This is a genomic window from Virgibacillus halotolerans (assembly GCF_016908515.1).
Lineage (GTDB): Bacteria > Bacillota > Bacilli > Bacillales > Amphibacillaceae > Virgibacillus_M > Virgibacillus_M halotolerans.
Window position 1 is genome coordinate 1 of record NZ_JAFBEA010000005.1, and the last position, 14,299, is coordinate 14,299.

14 protein-coding genes are annotated in these 14,299 nt (G+C 40.0%); 2 read left to right on the forward strand and 12 right to left on the reverse strand.

Translation table 11 applies throughout. The annotated features are described in order from the left end of the window. Positions 1-272: 272 nt before the first annotated feature. Positions 273-1,577 carry an MFS transporter gene (locus JOC34_RS12540; RefSeq protein ID WP_205137129.1) on the reverse strand — a complete coding sequence of 435 codons (1,305 nt, stop codon included), beginning with the start codon at positions 1,575-1,577 and terminating at the stop codon, positions 273-275. 269 nt (positions 1,578-1,846) lie between these two features. Beyond that, positions 1,847-2,080: an IDEAL domain-containing protein gene (locus tag JOC34_RS12545; protein ID WP_205137130.1), complete on the reverse strand. Its 234-nt coding sequence runs from the start codon at positions 2,078-2,080 to the stop codon at positions 1,847-1,849. A 338-nt stretch (positions 2,081-2,418) separates the two neighbouring features. Here JOC34_RS12545 and JOC34_RS12550 point away from each other — a divergent pair, with 338 nt between their 5' ends. Next, a complete protein-coding gene (locus tag JOC34_RS12550) occupies positions 2,419-3,300 on the forward strand; it encodes a cation diffusion facilitator family transporter (protein ID WP_205137131.1) in 882 nt (293 codons plus the stop codon). Between the two features lie 96 nt (positions 3,301-3,396). Here the strand turns inward: JOC34_RS12550 and JOC34_RS12555 are convergent, their stop codons facing one another. The 4 genes from JOC34_RS12555 to JOC34_RS12570 all read right to left on the reverse strand — a co-directional run bounded on the left by JOC34_RS12555 (position 3,397) and on the right by JOC34_RS12570 (position 6,641). Further along, complete coding sequence (locus JOC34_RS12555; protein ID WP_205137132.1) at positions 3,397-3,933, reverse strand: GNAT family N-acetyltransferase; 537 nt, start codon at positions 3,931-3,933, stop codon at positions 3,397-3,399. 41 nt (positions 3,934-3,974) lie between these two features. After that, positions 3,975-4,265 (reverse strand): AzlD domain-containing protein, encoded by a 291-nt coding sequence (locus JOC34_RS12560; RefSeq protein ID WP_205137133.1) that lies wholly within the window; start codon positions 4,263-4,265, stop codon positions 3,975-3,977. Then, positions 4,262-4,993, reverse strand: coding sequence for an AzlC family ABC transporter permease (locus JOC34_RS12565; protein ID WP_205137134.1), 732 nt, complete (start codon positions 4,991-4,993; stop codon positions 4,262-4,264). The genes JOC34_RS12560 and JOC34_RS12565 overlap by 4 nt, the downstream gene beginning before the upstream one ends. A 280-nt stretch (positions 4,994-5,273) precedes the next feature. Beyond that, on the reverse strand, positions 5,274-6,641 hold the full coding sequence (locus JOC34_RS12570; RefSeq protein WP_205137135.1) for an alanine/glycine:cation symporter family protein: 1,368 nt from the start codon (positions 6,639-6,641) through the stop codon (positions 5,274-5,276). 594 nt (positions 6,642-7,235) lie between these two features. Here JOC34_RS12570 and nhaC point away from each other — a divergent pair. Beyond that, entirely contained in the window at positions 7,236-8,600 is a 1,365-nt protein-coding gene (gene nhaC / locus JOC34_RS12575; RefSeq protein WP_205137136.1) for a Na+/H+ antiporter NhaC, read from the forward strand. 78 nt (positions 8,601-8,678) lie between these two features. Here nhaC and JOC34_RS12580 read toward each other — a convergent pair whose 3' ends face one another. The 6 genes from JOC34_RS12580 to JOC34_RS12605 all read right to left on the reverse strand — a co-directional run bounded on the left by JOC34_RS12580 (position 8,679) and on the right by JOC34_RS12605 (position 14,226). Then, positions 8,679-9,443, reverse strand: a complete 765-nt coding sequence (locus JOC34_RS12580) for a cobalamin-binding protein (RefSeq protein ID WP_205137137.1) — start codon at positions 9,441-9,443, stop codon at positions 8,679-8,681. Positions 9,444-9,462: 19 nt separating this feature from the next. Beyond that, entirely contained in the window at positions 9,463-10,221 is a 759-nt protein-coding gene (map, locus tag JOC34_RS12585; RefSeq protein WP_205137138.1) for a type I methionyl aminopeptidase, read from the reverse strand. Positions 10,222-10,408: 187 nt separating this feature from the next. Then, positions 10,409-10,537 (reverse strand): YjcZ family sporulation protein, encoded by a 129-nt coding sequence (locus tag JOC34_RS12590; RefSeq protein WP_205137139.1) that lies wholly within the window; start codon positions 10,535-10,537, stop codon positions 10,409-10,411. Positions 10,538-10,726: 189 nt separating this feature from the next. Then, on the reverse strand, positions 10,727-11,485 hold the full coding sequence (locus JOC34_RS12595) for a (S)-benzoin forming benzil reductase (RefSeq protein WP_205137140.1): 759 nt from the start codon (positions 11,483-11,485) through the stop codon (positions 10,727-10,729). A gap of 145 nt (positions 11,486-11,630) precedes the next feature. Then, entirely contained in the window at positions 11,631-13,001 is a 1,371-nt protein-coding gene (locus JOC34_RS12600; RefSeq protein ID WP_205137141.1) for a dipeptidase, read from the reverse strand. Between the two features lie 139 nt (positions 13,002-13,140). Beyond that, positions 13,141-14,226 (reverse strand): bifunctional cystathionine gamma-lyase/homocysteine desulfhydrase, encoded by a 1,086-nt coding sequence (locus JOC34_RS12605; protein ID WP_205137142.1) that lies wholly within the window; start codon positions 14,224-14,226, stop codon positions 13,141-13,143. Positions 14,227-14,299 lie beyond the last annotated feature (73 nt).

Genomic DNA, 14,299 nt, shown 5'->3' on the forward strand with positions numbered 1-14,299 from the left:
GAAAGGCATCGGTGAGACCCCGCAGTGCGTAAGCACAAGGAGGCTCAACAGCCGCCCGCGGAAAGCGGAGTGTATACGGGATGCGGTCGACTAAGTAACCTGTTTCCATTATCAGTGCTACAGATCCAACATAGATAGAATTTATGTCGCAGCTTCTCTTTTTTGTAAAAACCAATACTTTATTTTATAAGGTTGTTAAAAGATTTATTAGAAACATTCTAGGTTTAACTCATCTAACGCTTTGAACTTATTTTATTGGTGCGAAAGTTGAGTTATTGTGGTTTAATCTCTACCTTTCCTTCTGTACCTGTCTGTCTCTTTGCGTCCCTAACCCCTTTATCGATATCAACAAATCGCAGTAAAATAATACCACCGATAAAAAAGACCACCAAAGATACAATCCCCAATCTGCTTGAACCCGTTAGCTGGCCGACGAGCGCAAATAGAAATGGTCCAAAAATAGCTGCGAACTTCGAGGAAATCCCATAAAACCCAAAAAATTCAGCGTGTTTATTATCTGGAACCATTCGCCCGAATATGGATCTACTTAAAGATTGGGCCCCGCCTTGAACCACACCTACACAAATCGCAAGCAAATAAAAGTGTAATGCCGCGGACATGAAATATCCTAAAATAACGATTCCAACATAAGCATAGAGGGTGATCAGCAGCGCTTTTTTTGCAGTGATTTTTTTCGCTAACCAACCAAAGAAAAAGGTGCAAGGAATACCAACAAATTGTGTGATCAGCAACGCTGCGATCAACGAGTTCCCATCAATTCCAATGTCTCTTCCATAAATGGTTGCCATCTTAATAATGGTTGAAATCCCATCATTATACATCCAAAATGCCAGTAAGAAAATTAATAATTGCTTATACTGCTTTAACGCCTTAAACGTTGTTGCTACCCTCGAAAACCCGATCGATACATAGGATTTTTCACGTTTGACCGCCGTTTTTTTCTCTTCTTTTATATTTCTGAAAAGCGGTATGGAAAAGATAAACCACCAGACACCTACCGAGGCAAAGGACAACTGACTTGCTACAGATGCATTTGGAATACCGAACCAGTCGTGCTTTAAAATCATTAATATATTTATTGCCAGAAGAATGCCACCACCAATATAACCCCAGGCAAAACCATCTGCAGATAATTTATCCATTTCTTCCCCTTCAGCGATCTCTGGAAGAAACGCATCATAGAAAACATTCCCACCTGAAAATCCAATTGTACCAACGATTAATAAAATAGATGCGAAGATATAATCTCCTTCACCTACAAATGCTAATAAAATACTCGCAATGATCCCCATGTATGTAAAAAACCTTAAGAATTTCTTCTTAGCCGCAGAGTAATCACTAATTGCTCCAAGTATAGGTGCCATGATAGCCACAATCAAAACCGCAATCGATTGCGAATATCCCCAGTAACTTGCAGCCAGATTTTCATCAAGCCCAGCGGCTGCTACATCATAATAAAAGACTGGTAACACAGCAGCCATTATGGTTGTTGCGAATGCAGAATTACCAAAATCATATAACACCCAGCTTAATCTTGTCTTTTTATGACCCTCCATCCCCTCATCCCCTTTTTATCAGCATATCGACACAACAAAGAATTTAGCACCATCTTTTTAAACTTAAGGCTGTTTTGTTTTATAAAAGATTGTTGTTAATGGTCAGCGTGGACCCCAGAACGGAGTTCGAGGTCGATGACGTCGGAGTCCCGGGTCACCCTAGAAAAACGAAGGTATTCGAGCCCTGGACGGAATAACAACAATATATACGAAAAGAGAAAACTTAAAAAGCCTCACCGGGTACCAGGCAAGGCTAATTACTAAATAAATTATTCCCAGACAAAATGTTTATATGTTTCACTTAATTGCATAAATGTAGCTTTATCACTTGAATCAATGGCCTTGTTAATTGCTGCTTCCAACTGTGATTTATTCCAGTTAAAGCATATTTCATCCAATACCAAACGCGAGATTAATTTTACATCATAGGAGATTTCTCGTTTAGCCTGTAGTTGCTTTCCTTCATATCGATAATAACGATAAACTATCTTTTCTTTTTTCATGGAATATACCCCCTCTTTATTCCTTTCCTCTATTATCCTTAATCTTTGGAACAATTGCAACACATAAACTAAAAATTTGCATTATTTTATTTTTTATTATCTAAAATGGTTAATGCAATAAGATGTATGATGGTCATTATTTTTCCCATACTAAACTTACTTTGGTTTCCCCAATACATATACCTTCGAGCCTGTTTGTTTCTCTAGACCCACCAACAGTTGGTTTGATAAGATAAGGCGGTACTTCATTTCAGAGGTTTGTTTATTCCCTCTGAATGTGAGTTGAGGCCCACACGTTACTAAAGCATTACTTGTTCGATTTCATTGGAGGAACTTATATGAATTATTCTGATAACCTGAAAAAGGGAGAAAAAGGTGCTTGGCTCAGTATTATAACTTATATTATATTAGCCAGCGCTAAATTAATTATTGCTGATATGGGAGATTCCGCTGCCCTCAAGGCAGACGGCTTAAATAACTCAACAGACGTCATTGCTTCGATTGCCATATTAGTCGGCTTAAAAATTTCCAGAAAGCCGCCAGATGCGGATCACCATTATGGACATTATCGCGCTGAAACCATCGCCTCTTTGTTTGCTGCATTTATCATGATGTTTGTCGGGGTACAAGTTATTTATGACACATTACAAAAGATGTTGACAGGGCATGTTTCGCAGCCAGATATGTTAACTGCTTGGACTGCTATCATCTCTGCGGTCATTATGTTCCTTGTCTACGGATATAACCTAAGACTATCCAAACAAATTGAAAGTGGCTCGTTGTATGCTGCAGCACAAGATAATCGATCAGATGGCTTAGTAAGTATTGGAGCATTTATCGGGATTGTTGGGGCACAATTTGGCTTGTTTTGGTTGGATCCACTGGCGGGGCTAATTGTAGGTATTATTATTTGTAAAACAGCGTGGGATATTTTTAAAGATTCAACACATACATTAACAGATGGATTTGATGAAAAACAAATTGAAAAAATAAGAACCACTATTTCCAAAGTGACAGAAGTTAAAGAAGTGGTAAGTGTAAAAGGGCGCGTTTCCGGTAACCAGTCATTTATTGATATTACAATTCTTGTCGATCCCAATTTAAACGTGCAACAAAGTCACGACATTACAGTTCGCATCGAGAAGTATCTTGCAAAGAAACACAGTATTAACTATGCGCAAATTCATATTGAACCCTATCATGAAATTGATTCACATTAAAAAGGCTATCTGGGTAGGTACTGACCCAGATAACCTTTTTTTTCCCTATTTATTATAAAGTGACTTCGTTCAGTGGAGGTTTTACTGCCCGCCAAACTATGATAAATGAAGCAAATCCAGAAGTGCGTCAATGTGCTTCCAGCCATATGCGGTCTCCTGATAACGGCCATCCCCAATTGTTGTAATTTCTTCGCCTACCGGTTCTGCATGATACCGTTCATAAAATCTGCTTGATGGGTTTTGTTTGAGCACCCATACCAGAATTGACTCATGACCTAATTCCTTCATTTCTTTGGCAAAGGCATTTAAAAGACGCGCTCCTAAACCTTTTTTCTGAAATTCATCTAATAAATATATATTATAAATCTCACTATCATAACCAAATCGTTTTGTTCGTTCCGGTCCTCCGGAAACAAACCCAACAATTTGTTTCTCATCGTAAATGACAAAAGTACATGTACCTTTTTTCTCCATGCTTAAAACCGCTTCCCACAATGCCCTGCGGTTTTCATAGGTGATATTGGACAAATCTTCTTGATCTAGCAATTCACTGTATGTACTTTTCCAGCTTTTCACATGAATCGTTGTAATCGTGTCTGCATCTTCTAATGTTGCTCTACGAATTGAATACATTCGTTTCCCCCCTAGCTCGTACTCTTTTCTCTACTTCTATATCAAGTTAATAAAAAAACGGTAAGGATTGCACCAATAACTACAAGAATAACATTCAAACCAAGGTAGGATAACACGATGGCAACACCGCCACCAAGGAGACCAATGTGTGGCTGATCCGGTTTAACAGATAAAATACCCGGAAAAATGAGTGCACCTAATGCTGCATAAGGAATTGCGTTTAGCCAATTGTTTACCCAGTCACGAAATTGCAACTTGTCTACGATAAACGCGGGAATCATTCTTGGAATCATCGTTACAAGAGACATGCCAATAATAATTAAAAAAATCATGTCCGATCCTCCTTTAACAGATGAATCCCACTCATACCACCAAGAATTGTTCCAAAGACGATCGCCCAGCCTGAACCCATACCAATTTGTATACATAGCGCATTGATCAGCATTGCAAGAATCGCAATGAGGCCAACTTTATGCTCTTTTTTTATCGATGGAATCAGCAGTCCAATAAACATTGCATATAATGCAATTCCCATACTTTGGCTGACTTTATCTGGAATAACTTCTCCCAATACGCCCCCAAGAAAGGATCCAAAAATCCATGAAAAATAAGCAGTTAAAAACAGTGCAGTATAAAACAAAGCACCTTTTTCACGCTTTGCTTCCTTGGGATGTAATGCAGATACTGCAAACGTTTCATCTGTTAATCCTAATGATAAAGGAGCTTTCCAATTTAGTCCAATGTCACGTAAGCGGTTCATAAATGATAAACTCATAACAAACTGCCGAAAATTCAATACAAAAGTAGCAATAATTATTTCCATTGCACTCGCCCCGACTGCAATCATATTTGCTCCCATAAATTGACTTGCCCCAGCAAAGACGAGGACACTCATTAATGTCAGTTCTGTTAATGTCATACCGGATTGTTTTGCTAGTACACCATAAGTAACAGCGATCGGTAAATAGCCAAGCATAATTGGTAAACCTGTTGTAATTCCTTTTCGTATCATATGTATCGATTGCGATTTTTTTTGATCCGCTGCTGCTTTTGTGGTCATTGCCCGTGCTCCCTTCATTCGAAAATTCTAATCATTATAACTTATATTACAACATATACAAAGCCTTTTGCATTAAATAGGGTAACCACAATAGTTCAGACTGGGAATCATTATGCCGCCCCCTTTTGAAAAATAAAAATCCCTCGGTACAGAAGCGGGGAGACCTTGTTTGCAGATAAAATGTACTGCACAAAACAAAACCGGCCATTCGCCTAAAGACTTGGCGAATAGCCGGTTTTCTAATAGTACATTAAACTGCCTTTAATCGAATAGATACCGCTTAACTACTTCTTTGCGCTTTTGCTTCTACTTTTTCCTCTTCCATTTTCTTACGGAACCGTTTTGTCTCATAAATAATAACTCCTGATAGTCCAAGTAGTCCGATTAAGTTTGGAATTGCCATCAGTCCATTCAATACATCCGCAAGTGCCCAAACAACATCAAGCGTTGCTGTTGCACCTACAAAAATAAATAATACAAATACGATCCGGTAACCCTTAACGGCTGCAGGATTTTTGAAGAGGTACTGGAAACATTTTTCTCCATAGTAACCCCATCCTAAAATGGTTGATGTTGCAAAGAACACGATACCGATTGCGACAAGAATGGGGCCAAAATCACCAAGAAAGGTACCCCATGCAGTTGCTGTAAGTGCTCCTGCTTCAATAGAAGTATCTTTCCATTGACCAGACATCACAATGGTAACACCTGTAATCGAACAAATAACAAGTGTGTCAAACAGGACCTGTGTCATGGAAACTAAAGCTTGTCGACCTGGCATATCCGTTTTAGCGGCAGCCGCAGCGATTGGTGCTGAACCAAGACCAGCTTCATTGGAGAATAACCCACGAGCTACCCCGAAACGAATAGCTGCACCGATGGCACCACCAACAGCTGCTTCACCAGTGAATGCAAATTTGAAAATCGTGGCGAATGCTTCCGGAACAAGATTAATATTCATAATCACAATGATTGCTCCCGCAATAATATAGAATGCGGCCATGATTGGTACAAAGAATGAAGTAACACGGCCAATCCATTTAATCCCACCAAGAATAGTCAACCCTGCAAAAAGGACAAGGGCTACTCCACTTACCCAAAAAGGGACTGAGAAAGTACTGTTTAATACATCAGCAACAGCTTTTGATTGTGTTCCATTTCCGATACCAAATGCAGCGAGCGCACCAAATACTGCAAACAGAACACCGAGCCATTTCTGTTTTAAACCATGTTCGAGATAATACATGGGCCCGCCAGCCATTTGTCCATTGGCATCTTTAACACGATATTTTACAGCAAGTATAGCTTCACCGTACTTTGTTGCCATGCCGAAAAACCCAGCCATCCACATCCAGAAAACCGCACCAGGTCCACCGAGAACAACAGCTGTAGCAACCCCGACGATGTTACCAACACCAACAGTAGCAGCCATCGCAGTCATGAGTGCCTGGAAGTGAGAAATGTCTCCTTCTGATTTCTTATCCTGATTTCTAGAAAAAACCAATTTTAATGCATAAGGTAATAATCGTAATTGAATAAAGCCGAGTCTCACAGATAAAAAGATACCGGTTCCAACTAGAAGTACAAGCAGGGGCGGACCCCAGACAATATCACTCATCTTACCCAAAAAATCTTGTAAACCCTCCATCTTGTTTCCCCCCTGTATATTACTTTTTTAGCGATAATAATCCGATGCCAGAAGCAGATTTCATTGCTTCATTATGGAGATAGATACGAAATACTTAGGTATCACATTTGAATATGAACAGATATTTTTCTCAGGTACTTTCTGACAGTACTCCTTTCTTAGCCTACCATTTTTAATTCAGGCATTATTCAGTATGTTTTCAGTATTCCAAAGGATACATGGAATGTCAAGAACAATCTTATTGCAAGTCTTTCCAGTACCCCCTCTTATTTGTTTGGAATATTTTATTGACAAACAATTGGTCCGCGTTGTATAGTCAATGAATACATTATAAATGATATATGATTATCCTAAGAATGCATTTATAGATTATTACCGTGCAGCAGTAAGAGACAAAGTGGCTGGTGAAAACTTTGGCAAGTAATCATTGAATTACACATTCTATTTTTATGGATCTTTTTGATAAGAGGATGAAGTAATTTCATCAATCAGGGTGGTAACGCGGAGTAGAGCTTCGTCCCTATTTAGGGGCGAGGCTTTTTTTATGTAATAATATTGTACATGCTAATGAGCGTGAAAAAAGGAGGAAGACTTATGTTTCCAATCAAACCAAAACATCAACCATCACTCATTGAATCAGTGCTATTTTTTGTCTTTATCATCGGTTTAATCAGCTTTTTTATTATTAATTTAGATACTGTACCACACATTCCTATCCTTATTGGTGTTTTCTTGCTTGTAGCGTATGGCTTGATCAATCGCATCTCATTTAAAGAACTGGAGGATGCAATGGTTGCCGGAGCTAAATCGGGTATGGGCGCCGTCTTTTTATTTTTATTAATTGGTGTCTTAATTAGTAGCTGGATGATTAGTGGAACCATCCCAGCATTAATTAATACAGGGTTTTCCTTAATTGGTGGTACCTGGTTTTATGGCATTGTTTTTGCGGTAACTTCTATTATTGGCGTATCGCTCGGGAGTTCATTGACGACAACCGCAACCGTTGGTGTAGCGTTTATTGGAATGGCAAGTGCGATGGATGCATCTTTGGCAATTACGGCCGGGGCAATCGTATCTGGAGCTTTTTTTGGTGATAAAATGTCGCCACTCTCTGATACTACAAACCTTGCATCAACCGTTGTTGGTGTTGATTTATTTGAGCACATCAAACATATTAGTTTAACAACGATACCAGCATTTATTATTTCCTTTATCTTATTTGTTATCTTGTCACCAAATCATTCCATGATCTTAAGCGGCATCGATGAATATCGAGCAGCTTTAACAGCAACCAACCTGATCCATTGGACATCGTGGATACCGTTAATCATTTTAGTTGTCTGTACGATTTATAAAGTATCAGCATTTATTGCGCTGGCATTAAGTAGCTCCGTAGCTACATTATTTGCGGGTATGACAAGTGGATTGAATTGGTCGCAAATTTGGTCGACTTGGTTTAATGGTTACCAGGCAAATACGAACTTTAAACCTGTAAATGAATTACTGACAAAAGGCGGTATCGATAGCATGCTGTTCACAGTTTCATTGGTCATTATCGCCCTGGGATTTGGTGGTTTACTATTCGTAACCGGTATTATTCCTAGTATCTTATCTTCTTTTCAGCAAAAGCTTAGAAAAGTACGATCGATCATTGCTTCTACAGCTGCTACCGCAATCGGGATCAACGTATTGATTGGTGAGCAATATCTATCTATCATGCTTACCGGGGAAACATTTAAAAGTGTGTATCAAGATGCTGGTCTTTCTAAAAAAGCCTTGTCCAGGACATTAGAGGATGCTGGCACGGTTATCAATCCACTTGTGCCATGGAGTGTCTGTGGTGTGTTTATCGCAGATGTATTAGGTGTTTCGGTCCTTACTTATTTGCCATTTGCCTTCTTTTGCTTATTAAGCCCGGTAATTACTGTTCTATTTGGTGGGAAAAGTGCAATGAAATGAATTTAAAAAGGCAGCCCTATTTTTTAGGGACTGCCTTTTATTGTGTAAGGAGAAATATACGTTGACATACTATACCGATCATTCTATCGTTTTAACGAGCTCCCGCAGGCCTTCAAGCAATCGAGGGGAAGGTCTACAGAAAAGGGACTCTGGCAGGACGTGAATATGATTATTTAGAATTGCTTTCATCTCATTCCAGCCTGGTCGTTTCTTTACTAATTCGGGATTCATCTTTTCCTCTTTCACACCAACCCAAACCATACAAATATGATCCGGGTTACGATGCTTCACATCTTCCCAATCGGTTTGCACACTTGCCACGTTTTTATCCGCGAAAACATTTTCAGCACCGGCAAGTTCACTTATTTCGGTTAGCCAATTCAAACCACCGGGAGTAAATATAGGCTTTGGCCACCATTCCCAATATAATGTTGGCTTATCCGCCTGCATCGATGCTGTTTTCCGAAATGTATCTACCTCTTGTCGGAAATCTTTAGCTCTTTCTTTCCCTAAATCACTACATTCCAAAGCGTGGCCAACCTTTTCTATATCGTTAGCGATTTCCTCCAGCGCGTTTGGGTTCAGAATAAAATATGGTAGCTTCCTTTCATCCAATGCTGCAATGTTTTTTTCCATGCCGGGTACACTTAATGAAGCTAGAACAAGATCAGGCTGACATGCAGCGACTTTATCCATATCAATAGAAAGATCCGGACCTAATTTCGGCAGATTTAGAACTGATCCAGGCCAATCCGAGTAGTTATCAACACCGACTAACCAATCCGTTTTTCCTAAGTATGCTATAATTTCCGTATTACTGGGACAAATCGATACGACACGCATACAGCCTCTCCCACCTCTACTATTCTGCTTTATCCTGGTCAGTCGTTAACAATGGACCATCTTTCGTAATCACGATGGTATGCTCATATTGCGCTGAACGACCTTGATCGATTGTTCGTGCTGTCCAACCGTTATCATCCATTTGGCTTTTCCAGCTACCTTCATTAAGCATCGGCTCGATCGTAATAACCATGCCTTCCTTTAGTCGTAAGCCTTTGTTTGGCAATCCAAAATGAGGAACGTGGGGTTCTTCATGTAGTGTTGGTCCAATACCATGACCAGTAAAGTCACGTACAACTGAAAATCCTTCTGGTTCTGCATACGATTGGATGGCATGTCCAATATCGCCAATCCGTTTACCAACTTGTGCCTGCTCAATCCCTATATATAATGATTTTTTCGTGACATCCATTAAATGCTTGGCTTTTTCATCCACATTTCCAACGGCATATGTCCAAGCGGAATCTGCCAAACCGCCATTGAGATTAACAACCATGTCAATCGTAACAATATCCCCGTCTTTTAATTTTTCATCACGTGGGAAGCCATGGCAAATTTCATCATTGATTGAAGCACATATTGCATAAGGATAACCGTTAAATCCTTTTTGCTCTGGTGTCGCGCCATGTTTTGCTAAAAACGCTTCCGCAAATGTATCCAGTTCTAATGTTGTTACTCCTGGTTTAATTCTTTTTGCAATTTCCTTATGACACTGAACAAGCACATCGCCTGAAGCTTGCATCAATTCAATTTCACGTTTACTTTTCCTTGTAATCATCACATATCTTCCTTCCTTATCTTTCTATATCGAAAATCACGTTCCTTTAAAATATCCAGTATAAATTGTACCATATAGTTTAATTTCCTGCATGGGAACGGGTTCGTCTCATGCAGGTAAGTTAAAGTTATTCGTATGCATTTAAGCATCAAAAAATGCAGAGGAAAAAATCACTCTGCATTTTGAATTAGCAACATCCGCCGCCGTATCCGCCACCGCCACCTGTATATGCGGTACCGATAATGATTAGCAAAATAAATAGGACGACTAACAGTGCAAATCCACCTGAGCCGTATCCAGCTTCACCTCTACCCATAATAATCCCTCCCCATCTTCCAGATTAATATACTTTATGCAGGCGTTGGGATAGTGGGAGGGCGTTTGCGGATATTTTAGGAATACGCATTGATTGATTTGGCTTGAAAAGCGCGGACAGAAGCTAGCCAGTGGCTTATACTGGGGCCTCTAACTTTTTTAAAAAGTGGAAAGCAAAGTAGCAAGGATATTATAGATAGTCTTCCGCACGGTACATTTTTCCATTCTTCAAATTCGCGTCATCTGTAAGAATATCGACAAGTGCAGCACCGACAATATCGGAATCCTTAAGTGAATTATTTTCTTTATATGCTTTAAATGTATCCACCTCAGCAAATTGTTCTGGAGAATTCGTTCGGATTTTTTCCTGCATTGCGGTATCCATAATGCCAGGATTAAAGGCAATTACTTTGTTTTCTGTTTTCAGCGTATCTTGTTCTAATGCAACTGTTTGTGTGTACATATTCATACTTGCTTTCGTTGTACAATAAGCACTCCAGCCATACGCTGGTCTATCAGCGGCACCTGAGGTAACGATCGCACCTACCAATGGCACCGCAAAGTCTGCTGTCTTCTTCAAAAATGTGTTCATTAGCACCATTGGTGCAATTGTATTTACTTGTACATGATGCGCCAGATCACGATTGCTAATATTCATGGATTGATCAACCGGATCCACAACTGCAGCATTATTAACCAAATAAAGTGTGCTAATGTCATCTTTAAAAATATGTTCACTAATATGCTGGCATGTACTTTCAATTGCTGTTACATCACCAAGGTCACACGAAAAATGTTCGTATGTTGTATTATTTTCTTTTGCAAGCCCCGCTAATTTAGCATTTGCGTTACGGGAAATACCTACCACATGAATCTCCTGTTCCAAAAAATACCTTGCTGTCGATTCCCCTAAACCCCGCGAAACACCAGTCACAATTGCATATTTCATGGACTCATCTCCTCATATAGTATATTTTGCATATACAAAACAGATACCCCAATTCCCCTAAAGAGAAACGGGGCACCTTTGCCTAAAATACAAGATTATTTCATCCAAAAGAGCGGATGAATCGGCTGTTTATGTCTAAATCCGCTTATTTTTCAGTAACTTCATTCCAATAGTACACCAATGTTTCCATTCCTTTATCAAAGCTATCTAAGGGGAAGCTTTCATTTGGTGAGTGCAGTCGATCATCAGGGGTACCGAACCCTAACAATACAATCGGTATATTGTAGATCGCTTCGATCCACTCGACTACTGGGATAGAACCGCCCATTCTTACATAGACAGTTTCCTTTCCAAACGCTTTTGTATAGCTTTGTGCTGCCTTTTCAATTAATGGATGGTTTGGCTCCACCTTATATGCTTTTGCAGATAGTTTTTCCTTTTTCACTTCAACAGTTACGCCAGTTGGTGCAACTTTATTCACATGATCCTCAAGCAATAATTGAATTTTTTCTGGGTCTTGTCCAGGTACAAGGCGACATGTTATTTTTGCTGTAGCAGTAGATGGAATAATTGTTTTGGTACCTTCTCCCTGATAACCGCCATACATGCCATTGATTTCAAAAGTTGGACGCGCCATCGTATGTTCTTTCGCCGTAAAGCCTTTTTCAGAAGCTGTATCCGGTGCACCTGTTGATTCCAGATAATCTTCTCCTTGCACTGCAGCAATTAGCTTTCTTTCCTCATCTGTTAGCGGTTCTACATCGTCATAGAAGCCTTCTACAGTAATTACTTCTGCTTCGTTTTTCATCGATGCCAAAATATGATTTAACGCCATGATCGGGTTTCTAATTGCCCCACCATACATGCCTGAGTGTAGATCATGATCCGGACCTGAAACATTGATTTCAATTCCGGTAAAACCTTTTAGGCCGTAAAGAATCGTCGGTTGGTTTTTTGCAACCATACCAGAATCTGAGATAACCGCAAAGTCCGCGTTAAATTGGTCTTTTTTGTCATGAAGCACTTCATATAAATTTTCACTGCCGATTTCTTCTTCCCCTTCAATACAAACTTTCACATTGAGTGGTAACTTACCTTCTGTTTTCATGAAGGCTTCGAATACAGCAAGGTGCATAAATACTTGTCCCTTATCATCACTGGAACCACGTGCATATAACCTTCCATCCCTTACTTCCGGTTGGAACGGGTCACTATCCCATTGGTCAATTGGATCGACTGGCTGCACATCGTAATGCCCATAAAATAAAACGGTTGGTGCATCTGCTCCAGCCTGATTGTACGCAGCATAAATGAGTGGATGCCCACCTGTTGCCTGCTTCTCTACTTCGTCAAAACCAATCTCATTTAAATACGTAACAATGAAGTCTGCCGCTTCGTCAATATCTTGTTTGTTTTCGCTATTGGTACTCACACTGGGAATCGACAAAAAGTCATTTAATTTCTGTAACAATTGATCCCGGTTTTCTTTTAAGTATGCTAAAGCTTTTTCGCTCATCGTTCATGCCTCCAATGTATTTAGTCTCTCTACTTATTTTACCATACTATTCAGCCTAAGAAACAGCTTTGGGGTCAGTCCCCCGCCACGCTAACACTTTACCACTTTAGCGCAGCGGGGGACTGACCCCAAAAATTCACTATTCCAATGCTTGCTGCAAGTCTTCAATCAAATCATCCACATCTTCAATTCCAACTGAGATACGAATTAATCCGTCTGTGATGCCAAGTGCTTCCCTTCTTTCTTTCGGAATCGATGCATGTGTCATTTTTGCTGGGATGGAAATAAGACTTTCAACAGCACCAAGACTCTCCGCCAAAGTGAAGTATTGCAATTTACTTAAGACTTTTTCTGCTTGCGCCAAGCTTCCTGTGTCAAAGGATATCATCCCGCCGAAACCGGGATAATAAATAGTAGACACCTTTTCATGCTGTTCTAAAAATGCTGCGATTGCTTTCGCGTTTGCTCCGATCGCCTCCATTCTAAGTCCCAATGTTTTCATGCCACGCATCAGCAGCCAGGCATCTTGTGGTCCAAGGATTGCACCTGCAGCATTTTGTATAAAATGAATGCTTTCAGCCAGATCAGCAGTGCGGACGGCGACTAACCCAGCTACAACATCACTGTGACCACCGAGGTATTTGGTTGCGCTGTGCAACACAATATCCGCACCCAAATCAAGTGGCTGTTGCCAGTAGGGCGTGGCAAATGTATTATCTACAATTAACAGCAGGTTATTTTTTTTAGCGATTTCTGCCATCTTTTCTAGGTCGGTTATTTTTAATAATGGATTTGTCGGGGTTTCGATAAATAATGCTTTCGTATTCTCTTTAATCGCAGCCTCCACTTTATCCGGATAACTTGTATCGACAAATGTGTTTTCTAATTCAAACTGCTTAAACACTTGGGTCATTAAACGATAGGAACCACCATATACATCATCTGTCATTAATATATGATCCCCTGCCTGAAATAGCATCATTACTGACGTCATCGCTCCCATTCCAGAACTGAAAGCAAAGCCAGACGTGCCATTTTCCAATTCTGTAATCATCGTCTCCAGTGCGTGCCGCGTTGGATTCCCTGTACGGGAGTATTCATATCCCAGGTGTTTCCCCGCGCGCTCCTGCTGATATGTGCTCGTTTGATAAATGGGAACTGAAACAGCACCTGTTTCTTTATCTCCTGTAATTCCTCCATGAACCATTTTGGTTTTCAAGCGCATTTTTCATTCTCCTTTATAACCGATTAAAAAATTTATTCAGAAGTCTCCCCTTCCAAATGTAAGTTGAACAAAT

Excerpts from the sequence above, each read along its gene's own strand:
- JOC34_RS12545 (WP_205137130.1), bottom strand. The coding sequence starts at position 2,080 with ATGAAAAAAGAAAAGATAGTTTATCGTTATTATCGATATGAAGGAAAG.
- JOC34_RS12580 (WP_205137137.1), bottom strand. The coding sequence starts at position 9,443 with ATGCGTGTCGTATCGATTTGTCCCAGTAATACGGAAATTATAGCATAC.
- JOC34_RS12595 (WP_205137140.1), bottom strand. The coding sequence starts at position 11,485 with ATGAAATATGCAATTGTGACTGGTGTTTCGCGGGGTTTAGGGGAATCG.
- nhaC (WP_205137136.1), top strand. The coding sequence starts at position 7,236 with ATGTTTCCAATCAAACCAAAACATCAACCATCACTCATTGAATCAGTG.
- map (WP_205137138.1), bottom strand. The coding sequence starts at position 10,221 with ATGATTACAAGGAAAAGTAAACGTGAAATTGAATTGATGCAAGCTTCA.
- JOC34_RS12605 (WP_205137142.1), bottom strand. The coding sequence starts at position 14,226 with ATGCGCTTGAAAACCAAAATGGTTCATGGAGGAATTACAGGAGATAAA.
- JOC34_RS12600 (WP_205137141.1), bottom strand. The coding sequence starts at position 13,001 with ATGAGCGAAAAAGCTTTAGCATACTTAAAAGAAAACCGGGATCAATTG.
- JOC34_RS12570 (WP_205137135.1), bottom strand. The coding sequence starts at position 6,641 with ATGGAGGGTTTACAAGATTTTTTGGGTAAGATGAGTGATATTGTCTGG.
- JOC34_RS12565 (WP_205137134.1), bottom strand. The coding sequence starts at position 4,993 with ATGACCACAAAAGCAGCAGCGGATCAAAAAAAATCGCAATCGATACAT.
- JOC34_RS12550 (WP_205137131.1), top strand. The coding sequence starts at position 2,419 with ATGAATTATTCTGATAACCTGAAAAAGGGAGAAAAAGGTGCTTGGCTC.
- JOC34_RS12540 (WP_205137129.1), bottom strand. The coding sequence starts at position 1,577 with ATGGAGGGTCATAAAAAGACAAGATTAAGCTGGGTGTTATATGATTTT.
- JOC34_RS12590 (WP_205137139.1), bottom strand. The coding sequence starts at position 10,537 with ATGGGTAGAGGTGAAGCTGGATACGGCTCAGGTGGATTTGCACTGTTA.
- JOC34_RS12555 (WP_205137132.1), bottom strand. The coding sequence starts at position 3,933 with ATGTATTCAATTCGTAGAGCAACATTAGAAGATGCAGACACGATTACA.
- JOC34_RS12560 (WP_205137133.1), bottom strand. The coding sequence starts at position 4,265 with ATGATTTTTTTAATTATTATTGGCATGTCTCTTGTAACGATGATTCCA.